This is a genomic window from Brotomerdimonas butyrica, assembly GCF_025567305.1.
In the GTDB taxonomy this organism is placed as follows: domain Bacteria; phylum Bacillota; class Clostridia; order Peptostreptococcales; family Anaerovoracaceae; genus Lentihominibacter; species Lentihominibacter butyricus.
Map to the genome: position 1 here is coordinate 84,905 of NZ_JAOQJP010000005.1, position 18,008 is coordinate 102,912.

Genomic DNA, 18,008 nt, shown 5'->3' on the forward strand with positions numbered 1-18,008 from the left:
TTATTCAGTTAGTTTTCGATACATCTTCATAAGTTCGGCCACACATCTATTCTCTGTCATTTTTTTTACATCAAAACCGTAAGCCTGCATAACAGCTCGGTCATTTGCTTGGTGAGCACGACGAAGCTCAAGCGGCATAGTAATTTCATCATAAAGATCAGCAAGAGAAGAACCTGGATAGAGTGCTCGCACATCAAGTATCGCTTGAGCAGTTTGTTTAATTTTTATTATTTGCTCTTCGGTAGGAGCAGGCCATGGAAAGTTGTTGTAAACAACATCTTTAGAGTAACGATAATCGCTCTTAATACGTCCACAAACAGCACGAGTCCAAGCCATGTGAACATTGGACATCATAACTCCGAAATGGTACAGATTCGCATTGGGTACTATTTGCACTGCATCGTTAACTATTATTTCAGGACTTACAAATCCAAACGGAATGTACCTTCTGTTTTCAGATGAGTGTCGCGGGATAATAATATACGAAGTGTCAGGCTGTCTAATTTCTTGAAATAATGTCGGAGTATCGGCGCTTCTACGAGTAGCCTCTTTATTGCTATTCAACCGAAAATCTCTTACTCTTTCAACTCTGTCTCGTATAAAAGCTGAGTTTCTCATTTCTACAGGTGAAATCCCAACAAGCCATAGACAGTAACGAATTTTATTGTTAATGTATTCGCTTGCACCATATATTTGACGCACATATTTAAACGCTACAGGATCATTAATCGCTAATTCATCTCGTTCTTTCGCAGTTAATAACAGATGTCCACCATCAGTTGGTTTATTTCCGTAAATCATTTGTGGAACATCGCACAAAGCCTTAGTTCTGCTTTCTATAAACACATTTGGAGCTTCTATTAAATATGCATTGATATTATCAACTAATTGCACTTTATCTGTCGAATATAATTGCTTTTGTTTCATGCTATATACTGTGCTAAAGTACAGTTTACAAGGGGCTACACAGGGTAGGTATCTGACGGGAGGGGTTCCGCCCGTCAGATTTTCCATGTGATATTCAAGCTGTCGCTTGTGGCGGCTACGGTGGTAATCATCAAATCCACCACACGCCGCTTGTCGTCAAAAGATACATTCTCCCAAGTGTCGAGGTAGCCGGAAATCTGATTGACCTGTTCCGGGCTGATGGCTTCCACCGTTAGTTCCGCTATCCTCGCCAGAAGTTCCTGTTTGCGCCCGTCCAGTTCTGCTATCTTCACATTCACATAGGAGAGCAGCACATTGTTTGCGCCCGTCAGACTGTCCACCAGCTTTTCAATCTCGCTGTCCACATGGAGAAGTTCCACTTGCAGGGCGGCAATTTTCGGGTTTGCCTTTGCCGCTTTCTTCCTGCCCGTCAGCGTCTTGTGCTTTTCCAGCTTTTTCACCATCTGCTGGTAAACCACCGCTTCCAGTTCCGAAGTGATGATTTTCCCGCACCCGGCACAGCTTTTATTGTCCAGCCGCTTTGTGCAGCGGAGATATTGCTTTCCCACAGGATTGTTAATGCTCATAAGGGCATACCCGCAGTTTCCGCACTTGATTTTTCCCGCCAGCCATGTATGGGTAGCTTTTCGGGCAGACTGGATTTTCATGTTGTTCATCAGCTTCTGCCAGATGTCGGAGGGAACAATGCCCTCATGGGGAGCCAGTACCAGCATTTGGTCTTTCAAGTCGTTCTTTTTGCTGGGCTTCACATCCCGCCCTTGATACAGATAGCAGCCATTCATGCCGGTAAAATCGGCAGCGTCATTGGCAATGACTGTCCCTTGACTTTTGAAAAATTCGTACACATCAAGGTCTGCCTGCACATAGACAGGATTGCGTAACATCTGCGCCAGCGTGGGGCGTATTAGTTCCTTGCCGTTGAATAAAATTCCCTGTTCGGCAAAGTACCGGGTAATGTCCCCGTAGGAGGTTGTGGGCTGGGCGTACATCTCGAACATCAGCCGGATATTTGCCGCTTCGTCTGGGCTTACCACCAGCTTCTTTGTGTTGATACCGTCCATCTTGATTGGCTCTGTATGGAAGCCGTAAGGGGCTTTTCCGCCCATCTTAAACCCTCGCTGGCTGCGGGAATAATAAGCGTCCGTCACCCGCTTCTGTATCGTTTCCCGTTCAAGCTGGGCGAACACGATACAGATATTCAGCATCGCCCGCCCCATCGGCGTGGAGGTGTCAAACTTCTCCGTAGAGGACACAAACTCTACATTGTACTGTTGGAACAGCTCCATCATATTGGCAAAGTCCAGAATGGAACGGCTGATACGGTCGAGCTTGTAAACCACGACTTTTGCAATCAAGCCCCGCTTGATGTCCCGCACCAGTTCTTGAAACTTCGGACGGTCTGTGTTCTTGCCGCTGTACCCCTTGTCTGTGTATTCCTTGCAGTTACCGCCTTTCAACTCGTATTTGCAAAATTCAATCTGGCTTTCAATGGAAATGCTGTCCTTTTTGTCCACCGATTGTCTTGCATAGATTGCGTCTATTCGATTATTCATATTGTCGCTCCTTTTCTTAAAAAAGAAACGGAGCTGCTGACAGCTTTATTATACCGCCAGCAGCCCCGCAAATCAACGATGGCTTTGGAAAACCTTATGCCCCGGCTTCCTCACTCTGCCGTTTGTCGGCATACTTGCGGAACACCTCATAAAGCTGCTGTTCCAGCTCTCGGCGTTTTGCCGCTTCCTGCTCCGGCGTGAACACCGGGGAGAGGTTTTCCAGCGTGATTTCCCTGCCTTGAAAAGTCACGACTTCCGTTTCCTTTTTGTATCTGATAGTGGTACTTATAAAATCACCTTTCCTTTCCATGCTGCCGCTGCTGCCGTTTCAGTTCCGCCAGTATATCCGGCGGGATACGGTCAACCAGCCGCTGTAAATTGTCCAGTTCGCTTTTCAGCTTTGCCCGTTCCATCGTATCTTTCATCTTGCCTTTTTCACTGGCTTTTGCCCTTGCTTCCAGCTTTTCATTTTCCGCTAACAGGTCATTGATTGTGACCTTGTATTTTTTCAACTGCCCGGAGAAATTCCCCATCTGTGGGAACCACTTTTTCAGCATGGAGAGGGCTTCCTCTTTTTTCTTTCCGGCATTCAGCGGGTTAATGCCGTCCAGCGTGGCTTCAATGGCTCTTGCCTGTTTGGATAGATTGACCGCCTGCTTGAACAGACGGGTGGGGATATGCTTGCTGGCGCTCTCCCCACGCTCCAAGTCGAGATATTTCTCCACCATATAGGCGTGAAAATCGTCCTGCCACTTTGTTAAATTCGCCCGGTTGCCTATGATTTCTTTAGCGCACAGGCGGTTGTCCTTAGTAAGCGGGACAAAGCTCAAATGCAGGTGGGGCGTTTTCTCGTCCATGTGTACCACAGCAGACACGATATTGTCCTGCCCTACTCTGTCAATGAGGAAATCAGCCGCCCTATGGAAAAATTCCTGTATCTCCTTTGGGGGCTTGCCCTTGAAAAACTCCGGGCTGGCGGTGACCAGCGTGTCCACAAACCGGGTGCTGTCCTTACGGGTGCGGCAGCCAGCCTGTTCAATGCGGTTTTGGATAAAGTGGTAATAGCGTCCCTCTGGCTTGACAATGTGGAAGTTGTACTTGCTCCGGCTGGTGTCAATATCCGGGTTGCTGGCATACTGCTCTTTCTGCCTTTCGTGATGGGCTTCCAGCGGTCTTGCCGGATTGCCCTTGTGTTTTTCAAATCGCAAAATTGCGTGTTGTGCCATAAACTCCTTTCCCCGTTCCTTTCCCTTCCGGGATTTTTTTCACAGGAAAATCCCGCAGAAAATATCTCGGATAGGAAGGGAATGGATAGAATATAAATCAATCTTTTTATCTTTGTATTTCTATATACCGTCCGATTTTCGTACTTCAAGAGGATTGATTATCGTACTCTATGAGTGCGGTTTTCAGTCCTCCGGCGTTCCATAACCGGATTTCTTGAAGTCGGTGTTTGAAACCGCTTCATAGGATTTTGGATAAATGCGGTTGGGTTTTCCACAGCCCTGCTTCTGAATCTCCACCAGTCCGGCGTATTGCAGCTCCCGCAGGGTGTTCACCGCCTTTTGCCGTCCGCAGTGAAGCAGCTCCACTACCTCGTTGATGGGATAGTAGAGGTAAATACGCCCGTATTCGTCCGCCCAGCCGTTTTTCCGGGACAGGTCTGTCCGGCTGATGAATATAAATCGTGTTTGTCATGGTGTGTTTTGTGGACGGTTAGAAGCCCGTTTTCCGGGGTAGTTAATACTTTATACTACCCGCCCCGGTTTGGGGCTTGCAAAGCCTTGTAAAACAAGGCTTTTTTCCTGCCTAACTGTCCACAGCAGACCTCCTTTTCCGTTCACTTTCTGTTTTCTGCCGCCTGTGAACTCTGGCGGCGCAGTCGGGGCAGTATTTCACCCGGTTGGACTTCGGGACGAACACTCTGCCGCAGACCGCACAGCGTTTTAGCTCCCTATCCCGGAAAATCTCCGCTTCCAGCGTCCCGTCCAGCGGCAAGACCGACCAGCGGAACCACTTACAGCAGACCGAGAAAGAAATGGTCTGGGGGCAGGTGTGGGTGTCCCCATCGTCAAGAACGATGCAGTTGCCGTCCTCACAGCAGCACTTCCGGCGTATCAGGCTGGCCGCCTGTTTCCTCTGTGCCGGTGTCATGCGGTAAAGGGAACCGTCCGGCCTGCGTTCCAGCGGGGGCAAGTCTTTATAGGGGTTATCTCTCATGTGTTCCCTCCATTTTTCGCTTTTGCCGTTCGCCCCGAAAAGGCTTCCTGCCCCATTCCTGCGGCGTGTTCCGGCGTTGGCACGCTCCCCGCAGCTTCTGGACACTTGTCCCGAAGTGACCTCTGGACAAAGTGTCCAGAAGTCCGGCTCCTTGCGATGCTTCCCCGGCCGGGGTATTCCTTTTCGGACGGTCATTCGGTTTTCAAGGTGCGGCTCACCGATGAACTACCCTAAGTCTACACCTAAAAGACAGCCCGTCCCGTATATCCGAAAGGTAGGAAATCCGCCAAAAAACTGCCTATTTCCACGCTCTCGGAATTGTGGTAGAATGAAAAAAAGATATGTAGCAGGAGGTGGAAATGAAATATATAACCTAAATTGGTCAAGAAGTGACCTCACCCGGCAAAAGCTGGGGACGTTCTGTGAATACTACGCAAAAATGTCATTAGCCTCTTATGGAGTGAGCATTTATACTTCCGAGGTTGATGACCATGGAATAGATTTTATTGCAGAAAGCAAGAGAGGATTTTTGAAGTTTCAAGTTAAAGCCATTCGCAAAGGAACAGGCTATGTTTTTATGCGGGAGGAATATTTTGATATTTCAGACCAATCACTTTACTTGTTCTTGCTTTTGCTAAATGATGGCGAACACCCCATAGAATATTTAATTCCTGCGACCACATGGGATAACGACAGTAGTAATACTTTTGTTTACCATTCATATGAGGGTAAAAAGTCGAAACCAGAATATGGCCTAAATATTTCTGCCAAGAACATTCCGCAGCTCGAAAGATTTAAGTTAGAAAATATGATAACGGCAATATAATGAGGAACAAAATATGGCTTTAACCATTCAAGAGCGCCTAAAAGACCTGCGTGTAGAGCGTGGGCTGACGCTGGAACAGCTTGCGGAGCAGACCCACCTCTCCAAGTCTGCGCTGGGCAGTTATGAAGCGGAGGATTTTAAGGACATCAGCCACTATGCCCTTATCAAGCTGGCGAAGTTTTACGGCGTGACCGCCGATTATCTGCTGGGGCTGTCTGAAACAAAAAATCACCCAAACGCCGATCTTGCAGACCTGTGTTTGAGTGACGATATGATTGAACTGCTGAAAAGCGGGCGAATTGATACCGCCCTATTGTGTGAACTGGCGGCGCACCCGGATTTTGTGAAGCTACTGGCCGATATACAGATTTATGTGGAGGGTATCTCCGCCACACAGATACAGAACCTAAACGCTTGGGTAGACGTGGCGAGGGCTGAAATCATGGAGAAGTACCAGCCGGGAGAGCATGACAAAACTGCCGGTGTGCTGCAAGCCGCCCATGTGCGGGAGGGCGACTATTTCAGCAGCCGGGTACATCACGATATTGACGCTATCATGGAGGACATACGGCAAGCCCACAGGGGCAGGAGCGACGGCGCCCCGGAGAATACCATTGTGGACGAACTCAAGCGGGATTTGGAGGAAGTGGCGAGTTTCAAAGGCAGCCGGGCGGAACAACTGCTGATAGTGTTCTGCAAGCAGACAAAGCTGCGCTATACCAAGCTGACAGAGGAAGAAAAACAATGGCTGACCCGGATTGTTCAAAAATCTGAACTGGCGAAAAGCTATGTGACACAGAGAGGTAAGAGAAAATAACAAGTACGCCTTAGGCGGATAAGGCGTACATAGATTATTTGACGAAGGAGGGGGCATCATGTCGGAAAAATATATTGTTGAGCTTATTCAAAGAATTAATACAGAAGAAACGTTTACAGACTCATCAACAACAACGACCAGCTGGAAGGCTCTTCGTGAGGCGGAAACTCTTTCTAATCCTGCTTTTTACCCAATTTTAAAAAAAATAATTTTAATAAACCCAAAACCGAAGGACAAAAAGATTCGTGATGCCGCATATTTCATTTTAGGAAAACTGCTGAAAAACGAGCCCTTAGATGAGCAAATTTGCTTCTACTTGCAACAGCTGGAAGTAGAAACCGATAAGTACATCCTCTCTGGCATGCTGGACAGAATAGCTGACATTAAAATTCCGTCGGATATTTCCGTTAAACCAATCGTCCGACTGGCGATGAATGAAAAATGGCTGATTCGCCACAGTGCAATTCGTGCGCTCGGCGCATCTGCAACACTGGAAAGTAAGCAAGCCCTTGCGTATTACATCAATCAAGAGGATGTAAAGCGCTACAAGTATGAAATAACCTATGCAAATGCTGCGCTCGGCGAAATTGGTTCTGTAGAAGATATTCCTCTTTTGGAGCAACATATAAATAACAGAATTAGCGATGTCCGTGGCAGTGCCGTTTTTGCGATTGAGCGAATTCAAGCACGAATAAAATGAGCATTTAACGTAGTGCGCCTTATTGGCAAAAGGCGTACTTGCATAGATGGGGAAATAGCAAAGCCAGCCGAGCCAGTCAACGGTCAAGATGAACGGCACATTTCATGCGCCGCCGTTGACAGTCCCGCCCATTTCAAAATTTAGAAAAATTTGGTTATGGAGGGAGTTGCAATGTGTGACTACTGTCATAATATTCAGAAATGGAAGAGATTTAACGCACCGAAAGATTATCTGGCGTGTATCAAATACATCCAACAGCTTGTGACAAATGGCGGTTTTGAACTGCTTGAGGAAGAATCCACTTGCCCGTTGAATCAGGTAAAGACCGAAGATGGATGGGCGGATGAAATTATGGTTCACATGGTACGGTGCAAACACTGTGGACAAGTCTTTACCTGTGTTGTCAACACTTATCGTGGTAGTGGTTCTTTCAAAAAGGGTAAAGGTTGACAAGTACGCTTGCTTATCAAAATGGTTCGGGACATTTTGTCCCGTAGTCCGGCGTGGGACGAGGGACGGGGGCTTTCATATCCGCCCTGTCTGCTGATGAAACCAGTCCTGCGCTTGCGGCTCCACGCCACGCAATCACAGCCCTGTTTTCCTGCCGTTTCAAATGCCCTTGCCCTCCCCGGCGGCAACGGCATTTTCGCAGCAACGCCGACAGAGCGTATAACACACTACACTTTGCAAGCAAAGTCGTGTGCCAAAGGGAAAGCCCCTTTGGAAACCCCGGACAACAAAACAGGCTGAATATCCCGCGCTTTCCCGGTGCTTGATATTCAGCCTTTATTTGTTGTCAGCAGCCCCCGTTTCGTGGTCTGCGTGTAGTTCCTTGTAAACTGACCTAAGTGGAATTGTAAGTATCATATAGTGTTTGCCCCAAAGTATCGTAGGAAAGTGATTTATTGAAAAATACGGGCTGACATTGGGAAGATATTAAGATTATTATGTGATCGAAAAGGAGTAGAGATCATTGAAGCCGAATGCTGTCCTGATCATATCCATATGTTGGTAAGAATACCGCCAAAGTATAGTGTTTCCTATATTGTTGGATATCTCAAAGGGAAAAGCTCACTGATGATTTTTGATAGACATGCAAATTTAAAATACAAGTATGGGAACAGACATTTCTGGTGTCGGGGTTACTATGTAGATACAGTTGGAAAAAACACAAAGAAAATAGAAGAATACATACGTACACAATTGCAGGAAGATATTGCTGAAGATCAAATATCCATGAAAGAGTATATAGATCCATTCGTGCAAAATAAGGAATAACCCTTTAGGGTTTGTAGAGAAGTTAGTGCAATTGGCGAACCAATTCAGTGCATCTTGAGATGCTGCTGGCAACAGACCCTTCCAGGGTCTAAACATACCGCCGACTCAGCCGGCGGTTATGATTCTATACCTTCTTCGGGTGTTGAATCGCTTTGACGATCACTCCTGCTGCATCATCTGCTGCTCCATGATATCATCCCATTCGAAACCGCAGTTTCTGCATCTGGTCATATGCGATGAAAGAAATCCTGCACACCCGCAGCTGACTACAGCAGTCCCGTCCTCGACCTCCTGTTTTATCTCTGGTATTACAAGTGCTTTTGCCGGCACTACTTTAACGAGTTTTTCCGAACCACATCTGAAACATTTTTTAGCCATATCTTCACCTCCCCTTCTGACCTTTTATTTTTCCCGGTATCCGCCGCATCATGATCTGGCGTACCATCCTGAAGAATATATCTAGATTATACACGAAAACAGCATGCCGCGCTCTGATTTTTCTGAATTTTCCTGACATAATAATAGAATTTTCTTCAGAAAAAGAGCTGAGAGATCTTCTGGGTCGTTAAGGCTTGTTATATGGAACAGAGATATGTATAATAAAACTCAAAAGTGAATTTTTATACATCATTTTATGAGCACGGCCACTTGCGTAACCTCGACTGTCGGCGCATCGTTATGCATTCCGGTGATGAAGTGCAGGGATACTTTTTTCGTGCCTTTTTTCGACAAATCCGACAATACGCATTTTTGTATACACTTTATGCACTTTTTTGCATATGTGTTTGAAATTATTCCCTGTCTATAGTATAATACAAGCGACTGTAATTATTGTGTAACTGTAGAGTTTGAACACATTTTACGATATTTTGATATAAGACATACTAAATAGGAGAATATTACATGACGACAATCATAGTTGTAGTTGTTGTGGCCTTGGTTTTTTTTGTTGCAGTATGTGTTGTGGCTTTTATGATCTGGAAACGAGAAGCAGAGATGCGAACGGACAGTATCAGGGCCATAGAGGAAAATCTGGAAAGGTTGACGCAGGAAATGTCTCCGGGGCAGGAGGCGCAGGACCGGCAGGGTTTTGCGGAAAAGGAAGCGGATATTTCGTATATGGAATCGCTTGTCGCGCAAAGTGCCGCAGGCAGGTCATCCGGCAGAAGGGCAAGGAGCCGCGTACAGGATCCTTTCGAATGGGTCAGAGCGAACGGCGAGACTGTCCGGAGCAGCAGCGGATCAGTGCAGGAAGAACCTTTTAGAATACATCCGGTATCGGCTTCTGAAGAAGAATGGCAGAAAACGCCGGATCGCGATGAAGAGTTCTACGTAACCACAGAACCTGTTGTGCATGAAATGGATAATGGTGACGGCATGGCAGGGATGCCGGCGGGCGATACAGATGTTTCTGAGACAGCAGATGGACAGCAGCCGTCAGAGGGACATGACAGATATGAAGATTCAGGCACTGGTGAGGATACATGCAGTGATGAAGGTGATCTTACAGAAAAAACGGAAACAGAGGTATGCAGGAAAAAGTCAGCTCTCACGGAAATGCATAAAATGCTGAAAGAGCTGGATGTGCCGGAGATGAGAAAGATGCCGGGAACGCCGGCAGATGAAGATGCGGCAGAACCTCCGGAAGCAGCAGGCGCCGAAGGAGAAGAAATGCAGGAAACCGCAGATGGAGATCATGATGATCGCGAAGAACAGCACGATGAAAAAGAAAGCTATGAGATCAGTCTGGATCTCATAGATGAAATGGATATAGACAGCGAGCAGGAACAGATGCCGGCAGCCCGGATGGGATACGACGTGGGGAGAAGCGGTCGTAAATACACGGCGTCAGAGCTGGAAAAACTGATCAAGGAATGATATCCAGAAGGAGGAATATATGTATTGTAAGAATTGCGGAAACGAGATCGCAGACAGCTCAAAGTTTTGCAGTCACTGCGGACAGCTTGTAGAACCGGAAACGTCCGTGCCGGATAATGCCCCGGCTGCTGCACAGAGACATAAAGCTGTGCAGACAGGAGCTGACAAGAACGAAGAAAACATCGGCAGCGCTTCTAAAAAGCCGATGTTTGAAGAGTTTCAGTGGAACGTGGATGACTATCCGGGAAGAAGAAAATACGAAAAGACCGAAGATGTGGATTTTGACTGGAATGCAAAGCCTCAGGATATACCTGATACAGTAACGGGACAGCCGGCCGTGCAGCAGAACGATGCAGCGATAGAAAGAAAAACGGCGGAACAGATAAGAACTGTGCAGAATTATGCATCAGCGGGCAAGACAGATGCAGCATCCGGGATCGGTAAAGCAGAAGAAGAACAGAAGCCGCTGAGCGCAGCAGACAGAATAGATAAATTCTATACTTTCAACAGGAAGAACGAAGAATTCCAGCAGCTCCTCAACAGAGAGTATGAAAAGGTCAAATCAGGGAACCCTATCAGGCAGGAACTGTCAGAGGCGGAGAAGCTCGCAGACAGGAGATTCGAAGCAAAACCTGAAGATCCGTCGATGGACGCTTTCCTTGAGAAGGAAGGGATAGTGAAACCTTATCAGCCTAAGGCATTCGAATCTGACGTGCTGCAGAGGATCGAAGCCCAGGAGGCAGAAAAAGAAGCGAAGAGACTTGAGGAAGAAGCAAGACTTGCCGCTATAGAAGCTGCGAAAAAAGAGGCTGAAGCCGAAGCAAAGAGAAAGGCGGAGGAAGAGGCAAGACTCGCAGCAGAAGAAGCAGAAAGACAGAGAGCGGCAGAAGAAGCACGCCGCGCCGAGGAAGCTAAAATCGCAGCTGCCGAGGAAGCCAGAAGAAAAGCGGAAGAAGAAGCTGCAAGGCTGGCCGAGATCGCAAGGCGCAATGCTGAAGAGGAAGCCCGCCGTGCAGAAGAAGCACGCGTGAAGGCGGCAGAGGAAGCAAGACTCCGTGAAGAGGAGGCTGCAAGACTTGCAGCTGAGGAGGAAGCAAGGAGAAAAGCTGAGGCTGAAGCTAAAGTAAAGGCTGCAGAAGAGGCCAGACTCAAGGCTGAAGCGGATCTCAGGGCTGCACAGGAAGCTGCAAAGATCAGAGCTCAGCAGGAAGCCAGAATGGCGGCTGAAGCTGAAGCAAGATTCAAGGCTCAGCAGGAAAAGAGACAGCTTGAGGCGATAGAGGCACAGAAACGTCTTGAAGCACAGAGAAAGAAACTTGAAGAAGAGGCTAACCAGGCGGTAGCAGAGGAAGAAGTTCGTCGTGTCATCGAGCAGACTACGAGAATGCGTGATGAGGAAGCGGCTAAGATAAGAGCTACAGTCGCTGCGATGAGAGAAGGCATAGATCAGATCAGAGAAGATGCTGTGAGCCGCGAAGTGACAGAAGCTCATCAGGCTACTAAGAACCAGATCGACGAGATGACGAAGGCAAGAAGCTCATTCTTTGCAGAGCTTGAAGAAGCTGACGGTCAGAACGCACCTATAGAAGCAGAAGCTGTAAATACACCTGAGGTGACTTTCGCAGAGGCGCCTGCAGCAGAAATTCCTGCAGTGGATATCCCGGCAGAACAGCCGGCGGCAGATTTCGTCCAGACAGATATATTTGCAGAAAAAGAAAGAACAGAAGACAATGTTACAGGAAGAGACACTCTCTTTTCGGAAAGCGAGTTCTTCCATACGAGAACAGTAGATAAAGCAGCTATCATGGCGGGCCTTAACGAGGACACCATAATAGCAAACAAGAGAACGACAGCTGCTCCGGCAAGCGATGAAGAGTTTTTCAACAGCCTCGATGAGGCAGCGGCACAGCCGACAGCACCGGAGGGATCGATTTTCGACAATGCAGCGCCGGCAGCAGGAATGGCAGCATTCGGAGCAGGTGCAGCTGATATGGCAGCACAGCAGGAGGCTCAGCCTATAGATTTCAGGACTGATATGGAAAGTGCGCCGGCAGCGGACAGTGCAGACGATCTGCTCACGCAGTTCGAAAACATCAGCATAGATGATCTGTCACAGTTCGAGCAGCCTCAGGAAGGACAGCCGGAAGCGCAGCAGGCAGTCGTTGAAGAATTCAGGATGAGCGACACTATCCAGGCAGGAAGCCTCGGCGACCAGTTCAGAACAGAACAGGGCGCAGCGCTGAATGACACAGTTGTGATGCCGCACAATGACAGCTTCAGCCAGATGCCGGCAGCCAACGATTTTGACAATTATGGAAATGAAGAGGCGGCAAATTACATAAGGCAGCAGCAGGAGCAGCAGAGCAGCGCAGCAGGCATGAATGAATTCTACGGCGACGGATTCTATGATGAAGAAGACGAGTCGCAGCTTTCCAAGAAGGAACTCAAGCGCAGAGCAAAAGAGCAGAAGAGACTCGAGCGCGAAAGAGCAAAAGAAGAAAAAATACTGGCAAAGAGAGACGCTGAATTTGACAACGAAACTTCAGATGAAGTTGAAGAATACGAGAAAAAAGGCGCAAAGGGCAGACTGGTGCTGAAGATAATCCTCGTTATACTGATCGTTATACTTGCAGTAGAAGTCATAGGCATGGCTATAAGGTTCATCGCACCGCAGAGTGGCGCAGCGACATTTATAGACAATCAGCTCAACAAGGTCATCCGCCTCATAACCGGGGATGCAGCAGACGGCAGCCAGGCAGACGGAACTGTATACAGCGCCGGAACGATGCAGATAACTGTAACGGATCCGGACAGCGGAACAGATATCACCATCGTTTAACACAGGCCGGGAGGTTTGTGAAACTTTAGAGGGAGGTACAGCGTACTGTGACAAAGGAGAAAAAGAAACGGACGGGCCTGCGTGTGATAATCGCGATCGTCATAATATTAGGATTGTTTCTGAGCCTTATAGGGTTCATCACAGATTTCATGTGGTTCAGAGAACTGGGCTATGTATCGGTGTTTTTTACGAAACTTTTTACCCAGATCAAAATAGGGGTGCCGACCTTTGTCGTAGTCACATTCCTTGCATACATTTATCTGAAATTCCTCAAACGGGGGTATTTCATAAAAGTATCTTCGGATGAGCCTGTGAACCACGGCAGGCTGAATCTCATATCGTGGGGACTTGCGGCAGCCTATGGTGCGATAACGACGTTCTTTACTGTTACAAAACTGTGGTTTGATTTTCTGCAGTTCATAAACAGTACGTCGTTCGGTAAAAAAGACCCCCTTTTCGATATGGATATTTCTTTCTATGCATTCAAGCTTGATTTCATAGAAGAAGTGAACCAGATCGTGCTGGTACTGCTGATCGCATTTGCAGTGCTGACAGTGATCTACTATTCGATACTGCTGACGGTGAGAACGCCTAAGATCTTTGAAGAAAAGGCGCAGACTGTCGATGAAGAAGAGGAACAGTCTCAGGCACAGGGCGGTGCCGGAAACGGATTCGACAACCTGAACGGCATGTTCGGCAAATTCACGGAAGCGTTTACAGGAAAGGCCGGAGGCGGCTTCAAGAGACCGTCGAGACCGCGCAAGTCGTTCGATAATCAGAACCTGAAAATGCTGGTGTCGATAGCGGAGAAACAGCTGATAATAGTCGGAGTGCTGTTTTTCCTGATGGTCGGAGTGAACTTTTTCCTCAAGCAGTACGACCTGCTGTTCGGCAGCACTGGAGCGGTACATGGTGCGGGATTCACTGATGTGAACATCACGCTGTGGATGTACAGGATAATAATGGTGCTTGCAGTATTTGCGGCAGTGGGATTCGCGGTCGGAATAAGCAGGAGACATATAAAGCCTGCAGTTGTGGCGCCGATCATAATGATAATCATTGGAGTGGCAGGAACAGGCGCAGCCCTTGTAGTGCAGAATCTGGTGGTCACTCCGGACGAGATCAACAAAGAAAGCAGGTATCTGGAAAGAAACATAGAATATACTCAGACTGCATACGGACTAAACGATGTAAATAAAAAGGAGTTCGCAGCGAGCAATGATCTGACCGGAGAAGATATAAGCAACAACGATGAGACGATATCGAACATACGAATAAATGATTATGAACCTGCGAAGACGTTCTACAATCAGACACAGAGCATCAAGCAGTATTATTCGTTCAACGATGTCAATGTCGACAGATATAATATAAACGGCGAATATACGCAGACGTTCCTGTCGGCCAGGGAGATCGATGAGAACTCGATAAATGACACATGGCTGAACAAGCATCTGAAATATACTCACGGCTACGGCATAACTCTTTCGCGTGTAGACAAGATAACAGCCAGCGGACAGCCGGATATGCTGATAGGCGGCATTCCACCGGTATCTGACGTCGACGAGATCAAGATCACCAGACCGGAGATCTACTACGGCGAGCTGACAAACAACTATGTTCTGACAAATACGTCGGAGGAAGAGTTCGACTACCCTGACGGCAACGAGAACAAATACACGACTTACGAAGGAGATGCAGGCATCAAGCTGAACCCGCTCAACAGATTCATGTTCGCGGTAAAGGAAAGAAGCCTCAAGCTTCTCGTATCAGGGAATGTGAAGAGCTCCTCTAAGATCCTGATCAACAGGAACATCAAAGAGAGAGTGAAGCAGATAATGCCGTATCTGGAATATGACAAGTCGCCTTACATGGTAACTGTCGACGGCAAGCTGTACTGGATCATAGATGCATACACATACACGAACAGATATCCTTATTCGGAACCTTTCAGCGATACTTCCGATACGAACTATATAAGGAACTCTGTAAAAGTGGTGATCGATGCATACAACGGCACGACAGACTACTACATCGTGGATGATACGGATCCGATAGCGCAGAACTTCAAGAAGATATATCCTGATCTTTTCAAAGACATAAAGGATATGCCGGAAGGTATAAAGGCGCACATAAGATATCCGAGCACGCTGCTCAACATACAGGCGCAGGTATATCAGAGATATCACATGAACGACGTGAAAGTCTTCTATCAGAATGAGGACCTGTGGCAGATATCCAGCGAGATATACGGCACAGAGGAGCAGACGATGTCTCCGAACTACTACATCATGAAGCTTCCTGGTGAAGACAGTGCGGAATTCGTGAATTCCATACCGTTAACACCGAAAGACAAAAAGAATCTGATGGGACTGTTCGTAGCGAGAAATGATGGCGGAAACTACGGCGAACTGATACTTTACCAGATGCCTAAGAGCCAGACGGTATACGGCCCGATGCAGATAGAAGCTCAGATAGACCAGAACACTGAGATCTCGAAGGAATTCTCACTGTGGAATTCGTCCGGTTCGAAATACAGCAGAGGAAACATGTTCGTGGTTCCGATCGAAGATTCGCTGCTCTATATAGAGCCTGTATATCTGGAAGCGACGAATTCGAGCATACCGGAAGTAAAGAGAGTCATCGTTGTATACGGTGACAATATCGCATATGAAGCGACGCTTGCGGAGGCTCTCAATTCCATGTTCGGAGAGGGCAGCGCATACGAGCGCGAGGACAGCGGCAATACAGATACTACATCAGGTGGAAATGGTGACGAACTTAGTCAAACTGAAATAATAAAGAGGGCTCAGGATGCATTCGACAATGCACAGAATGCGCAGAAGAACGGCGACTGGGCGAAGTACGGCGAATATCTTAATGAACTGGATAAGTATTTAAATATGTTAAGTAAATAGGATTATTGTTCAGGACATTCCCTTTGCTCCGAGTAGGTTTGACGGGAATGTTCTGTCGTATTCTGACTGTAAAATAAACTAAACTAGGGAGGAGACAGCTATATGTTAAAGTATGATTTGGATAAGATGCTCTATGTCATACCTGCGGACAGGCACAGTCCGGAAGAGGTAAGCGGCATACTGAAAGAGCATCCCGAAGTGAAATTCGTATCACTTGTCGGAATTGATATAGGAGGACATGACACTGACGAGAAGATCCCGGTGGAGGAATTCCTCGGAAATATAGAAAAATTCATGAAACATGGTGTTCAGACAGACGGATCCAGTGTAGTGCTTCCGAAGATAGCTGAGCTGAACAACGCGAAGGTAGATATCATACCTGACGCAAAGGTGAACTGGTTCGTAGACCACAATTTCAACTATCCCGATCAGAAGACAGGGCTGCCTGTCGGCACGCTGAGGATCCCTTCGTCACTGGTGCATAACGATTCAGCAAGAGTGGGATCCAGAGTCATCCTCAGAGATGCGATACACAACTTCAAGAAAGATCTGATGCAGCTGCTGAGAGCTAATCCGTATGTTTTCGAATATCTCGATGCGGACAGCGTGGATGACATAGACCAGCTTGTGATAACTGCTGCGACAGAGCTCGAATTCTGGGTAAAGACTCCGGATGACGATGCGGACAGAGAGCAGCTTTCCACGGCACAGATGTTAAAAGAACAGTACTGGAAGAGAACTACAGGAACTGTCAGAACGGCGCTGGAAGAAGTGATGCTGGTACTGCAGAAGTATGGATTCGACATGGAAATGGGCCACAAGGAAGTTGGTGGCGTAAAAGCAAATCTCAGCAATTCAGGAAGCTATGACCATGTAATGGAGCAGCTCGAGATCGACTGGAAATACTCGACGGCTGTCCAGGCGGCAGATAATGAGAATCAGATAAAATACGTCGTAAGAGATATATTCAGGACATACGGACTCGACGTGACGTTTATGGCGAAACCTGTGGAGGGTGTTGCAGGAAACGGCGAGCACACTCATATGGGTGTAGCTGCAAAGCTCAAGGACGGCAGGATGATAAACCTGTTTGCACCTTCAGACCCGGAAAATGAATTCATGAGCCCGGTAGGATTCGGAGCACTTATGGGAATACTCAAAAACTATGATGTGATAAATCCGTTCGTAAGTGCTACAAACGATTCGCTGAACAGACTCAAGCCCGGATATGAAGCACCGGTCTGCACGGTAACATCGCTCGGACACAGCGCGAAGCTCCCTTCCAGAAACAGAACGGTACTCGTCGGACTCGTAAGAGAAGTGGGCAACCAGATGGCAACGAGATTCGAGCTCAGAGCGCCGAACCCTAAGAGCAATACATACCTCGTACTGGCAGCGTCGTACATGGCGATGCTCGACGGTATAAAGGAAGCCCTGGAGAACGGTAAAACGCCTGCAGATCTTGAAAAGTCGATCTCAAAGGATTACGGAGAAGATGACTTCTACCTGGATACAGACAGGATCTACAGAAGCGAAAAGAACGTGTTCGATGAATATACAGAAGAAGAGAGAAGCAGATATTTCGGCAGAGCGCCGAGAACCGTATGGGAAAATATACAGGCGTTCGAAGATTATCCTGAAAAGCTCGATATATTCAGGAGAGACGACGTTATGAGCGATATCGCTCTCGCATCATACAAGGAAGCGATCAGAGCTCAGTGGGCGACAGAGCTCCATGACAGGATAATACCTGACACGATGGACTTCGTGAGAGAATGCTGCAAGGCGCATGACGACCTCGACTGCGTGGATTATGACAGATATTACTGGGGCAAGATACAGCGTCTCAGAAACGAGCTGGGAAGAGATACGCTCGACGAGTTCTGTCTGCTGACGAGGATCAAGCGAGCTCTCGACAGAGGAGAATACGATCAGGCATCCGCTATGCAGATAGAGATGCAGCAGAAGGTCATCGAGCTGACAGACCTTTACATTACATATAAAAAGAATTTATTTTAATTTTTGAAAAAG

Annotated in this window: 14 protein-coding genes and 2 pseudogenes; 9 read left to right on the forward strand and 7 right to left on the reverse strand. The window is 47.4% G+C overall.

Annotation, left to right across the window (positions count from 1 at the left end):
* From OCV59_RS04935 to OCV59_RS04960, 6 genes and pseudogenes are all read right to left on the reverse strand, one after another.
* Positions 1 to 927, reverse strand: coding sequence for a type IIL restriction-modification enzyme MmeI (locus tag OCV59_RS04935; protein WP_147593385.1), 927 nt, complete (start codon positions 925 to 927; stop codon positions 1 to 3).
* A gap of 74 nt (positions 928 to 1,001) precedes the next feature.
* The gene (locus OCV59_RS04940) at positions 1,002 to 2,501 is read right to left on the reverse strand and encodes a recombinase family protein (RefSeq protein ID WP_147593386.1); all 1,500 of its coding nucleotides are present in this window, start codon (positions 2,499 to 2,501) and stop codon (positions 1,002 to 1,004) included.
* Between the two features lie 94 nt (positions 2,502 to 2,595).
* Positions 2,596 to 2,811 carry a hypothetical protein gene (locus OCV59_RS04945; protein WP_006772915.1) on the reverse strand — a complete coding sequence of 72 codons (216 nt, stop codon included), beginning with the start codon at positions 2,809 to 2,811 and terminating at the stop codon, positions 2,596 to 2,598.
* Positions 2,795 to 3,727: a MobV family relaxase gene (gene mobV, locus OCV59_RS04950; protein WP_147593387.1), complete on the reverse strand. Its 933-nt coding sequence runs from the start codon at positions 3,725 to 3,727 to the stop codon at positions 2,795 to 2,797. The genes OCV59_RS04945 and mobV overlap by 17 nt, the downstream gene beginning before the upstream one ends.
* Positions 3,728 to 3,910: 183 nt before the next feature.
* Positions 3,911 to 4,177: pseudogene (locus tag OCV59_RS04955) on the reverse strand (replication initiator protein A); the annotation flags it as partial.
* Between the two features lie 133 nt (positions 4,178 to 4,310).
* Positions 4,311 to 4,721, reverse strand: a complete 411-nt coding sequence (locus OCV59_RS04960; protein WP_147593388.1) for a cysteine-rich VLP domain-containing protein — start codon at positions 4,719 to 4,721, stop codon at positions 4,311 to 4,313.
* A 328-nt stretch (positions 4,722 to 5,049) separates the two neighbouring features.
* Here OCV59_RS04960 and OCV59_RS04965 point away from each other — a divergent pair, with 328 nt between their 5' ends.
* From OCV59_RS04965 to tnpA, 5 genes and pseudogenes are all read left to right on the forward strand, one after another.
* A complete protein-coding gene (locus tag OCV59_RS04965; protein WP_147593389.1) occupies positions 5,050 to 5,547 on the forward strand; it encodes a hypothetical protein in 498 nt (165 codons plus the stop codon).
* A gap of 13 nt (positions 5,548 to 5,560) precedes the next feature.
* Entirely contained in the window at positions 5,561 to 6,364 is an 804-nt protein-coding gene (locus OCV59_RS04970; protein ID WP_147593390.1) for a helix-turn-helix domain-containing protein, read from the forward strand.
* 58 nt (positions 6,365 to 6,422) lie between these two features.
* The gene (locus OCV59_RS04975; RefSeq protein WP_147593391.1) at positions 6,423 to 7,064 is read left to right on the forward strand and encodes a HEAT repeat domain-containing protein; all 642 of its coding nucleotides are present in this window, start codon (positions 6,423 to 6,425) and stop codon (positions 7,062 to 7,064) included.
* 171 nt (positions 7,065 to 7,235) lie between these two features.
* On the forward strand, positions 7,236 to 7,514 hold the full coding sequence (locus OCV59_RS04980) for a hypothetical protein (protein WP_147593392.1): 279 nt from the start codon (positions 7,236 to 7,238) through the stop codon (positions 7,512 to 7,514).
* 396 nt (positions 7,515 to 7,910) lie between these two features.
* Positions 7,911 to 8,342 (forward strand): annotated as a pseudogene (gene tnpA, locus OCV59_RS04985) (IS200/IS605 family transposase); the annotation flags it as partial.
* A gap of 159 nt (positions 8,343 to 8,501) precedes the next feature.
* On the opposite strand, the gene OCV59_RS04990 reads toward tnpA, so the two are convergent.
* A complete protein-coding gene (locus OCV59_RS04990; protein WP_147593393.1) occupies positions 8,502 to 8,720 on the reverse strand; it encodes a hypothetical protein in 219 nt (72 codons plus the stop codon).
* 525 nt (positions 8,721 to 9,245) lie between these two features.
* Here OCV59_RS04990 and OCV59_RS04995 point away from each other — a divergent pair.
* The 4 genes from OCV59_RS04995 to OCV59_RS05010 all read left to right on the forward strand — a co-directional run bounded on the left by OCV59_RS04995 (position 9,246) and on the right by OCV59_RS05010 (position 17,996).
* On the forward strand, positions 9,246 to 10,220 hold the full coding sequence (locus OCV59_RS04995) for a hypothetical protein (protein WP_147593394.1): 975 nt from the start codon (positions 9,246 to 9,248) through the stop codon (positions 10,218 to 10,220).
* Between the two features lie 19 nt (positions 10,221 to 10,239).
* The gene (locus tag OCV59_RS05000; protein ID WP_147593395.1) at positions 10,240 to 13,059 is read left to right on the forward strand and encodes a zinc ribbon domain-containing protein; all 2,820 of its coding nucleotides are present in this window, start codon (positions 10,240 to 10,242) and stop codon (positions 13,057 to 13,059) included.
* Positions 13,060 to 13,106: 47 nt separating this feature from the next.
* A complete protein-coding gene (locus OCV59_RS05005; protein ID WP_147593396.1) occupies positions 13,107 to 15,977 on the forward strand; it encodes a UPF0182 family membrane protein in 2,871 nt (956 codons plus the stop codon).
* A gap of 102 nt (positions 15,978 to 16,079) precedes the next feature.
* A complete protein-coding gene (locus tag OCV59_RS05010; protein ID WP_147593397.1) occupies positions 16,080 to 17,996 on the forward strand; it encodes a type I glutamate--ammonia ligase in 1,917 nt (638 codons plus the stop codon).
* Positions 17,997 to 18,008 lie beyond the last annotated feature (12 nt).

What these genes read in the sequence shown, in the direction of transcription:
- OCV59_RS04935 (WP_147593385.1), bottom strand. Translation starts at nt 927, where the DNA reads ATGAAACAAAAGCAATTATATTCGACAGATAAAGTGCAATTAGTTGAT.
- OCV59_RS04940 (WP_147593386.1), bottom strand. Translation starts at nt 2,501, where the DNA reads ATGAATAATCGAATAGACGCAATCTATGCAAGACAATCGGTGGACAAA.
- OCV59_RS04945 (WP_006772915.1), bottom strand. Translation starts at nt 2,811, where the DNA reads ATGGAAAGGAAAGGTGATTTTATAAGTACCACTATCAGATACAAAAAG.
- mobV (WP_147593387.1), bottom strand. Translation starts at nt 3,727, where the DNA reads ATGGCACAACACGCAATTTTGCGATTTGAAAAACACAAGGGCAATCCG.
- OCV59_RS04960 (WP_147593388.1), bottom strand. Translation starts at nt 4,721, where the DNA reads ATGAGAGATAACCCCTATAAAGACTTGCCCCCGCTGGAACGCAGGCCG.
- OCV59_RS04965 (WP_147593389.1), top strand. Translation starts at nt 5,050, where the DNA reads ATGAAAAAAAGATATGTAGCAGGAGGTGGAAATGAAATATATAACCTA.
- OCV59_RS04970 (WP_147593390.1), top strand. Translation starts at nt 5,561, where the DNA reads ATGGCTTTAACCATTCAAGAGCGCCTAAAAGACCTGCGTGTAGAGCGT.
- OCV59_RS04975 (WP_147593391.1), top strand. Translation starts at nt 6,423, where the DNA reads ATGTCGGAAAAATATATTGTTGAGCTTATTCAAAGAATTAATACAGAA.
- OCV59_RS04980 (WP_147593392.1), top strand. Translation starts at nt 7,236, where the DNA reads ATGTGTGACTACTGTCATAATATTCAGAAATGGAAGAGATTTAACGCA.
- OCV59_RS04990 (WP_147593393.1), bottom strand. Translation starts at nt 8,720, where the DNA reads ATGGCTAAAAAATGTTTCAGATGTGGTTCGGAAAAACTCGTTAAAGTA.
- OCV59_RS04995 (WP_147593394.1), top strand. Translation starts at nt 9,246, where the DNA reads ATGACGACAATCATAGTTGTAGTTGTTGTGGCCTTGGTTTTTTTTGTT.
- OCV59_RS05000 (WP_147593395.1), top strand. Translation starts at nt 10,240, where the DNA reads ATGTATTGTAAGAATTGCGGAAACGAGATCGCAGACAGCTCAAAGTTT.
- OCV59_RS05010 (WP_147593397.1), top strand. Translation starts at nt 16,080, where the DNA reads ATGTTAAAGTATGATTTGGATAAGATGCTCTATGTCATACCTGCGGAC.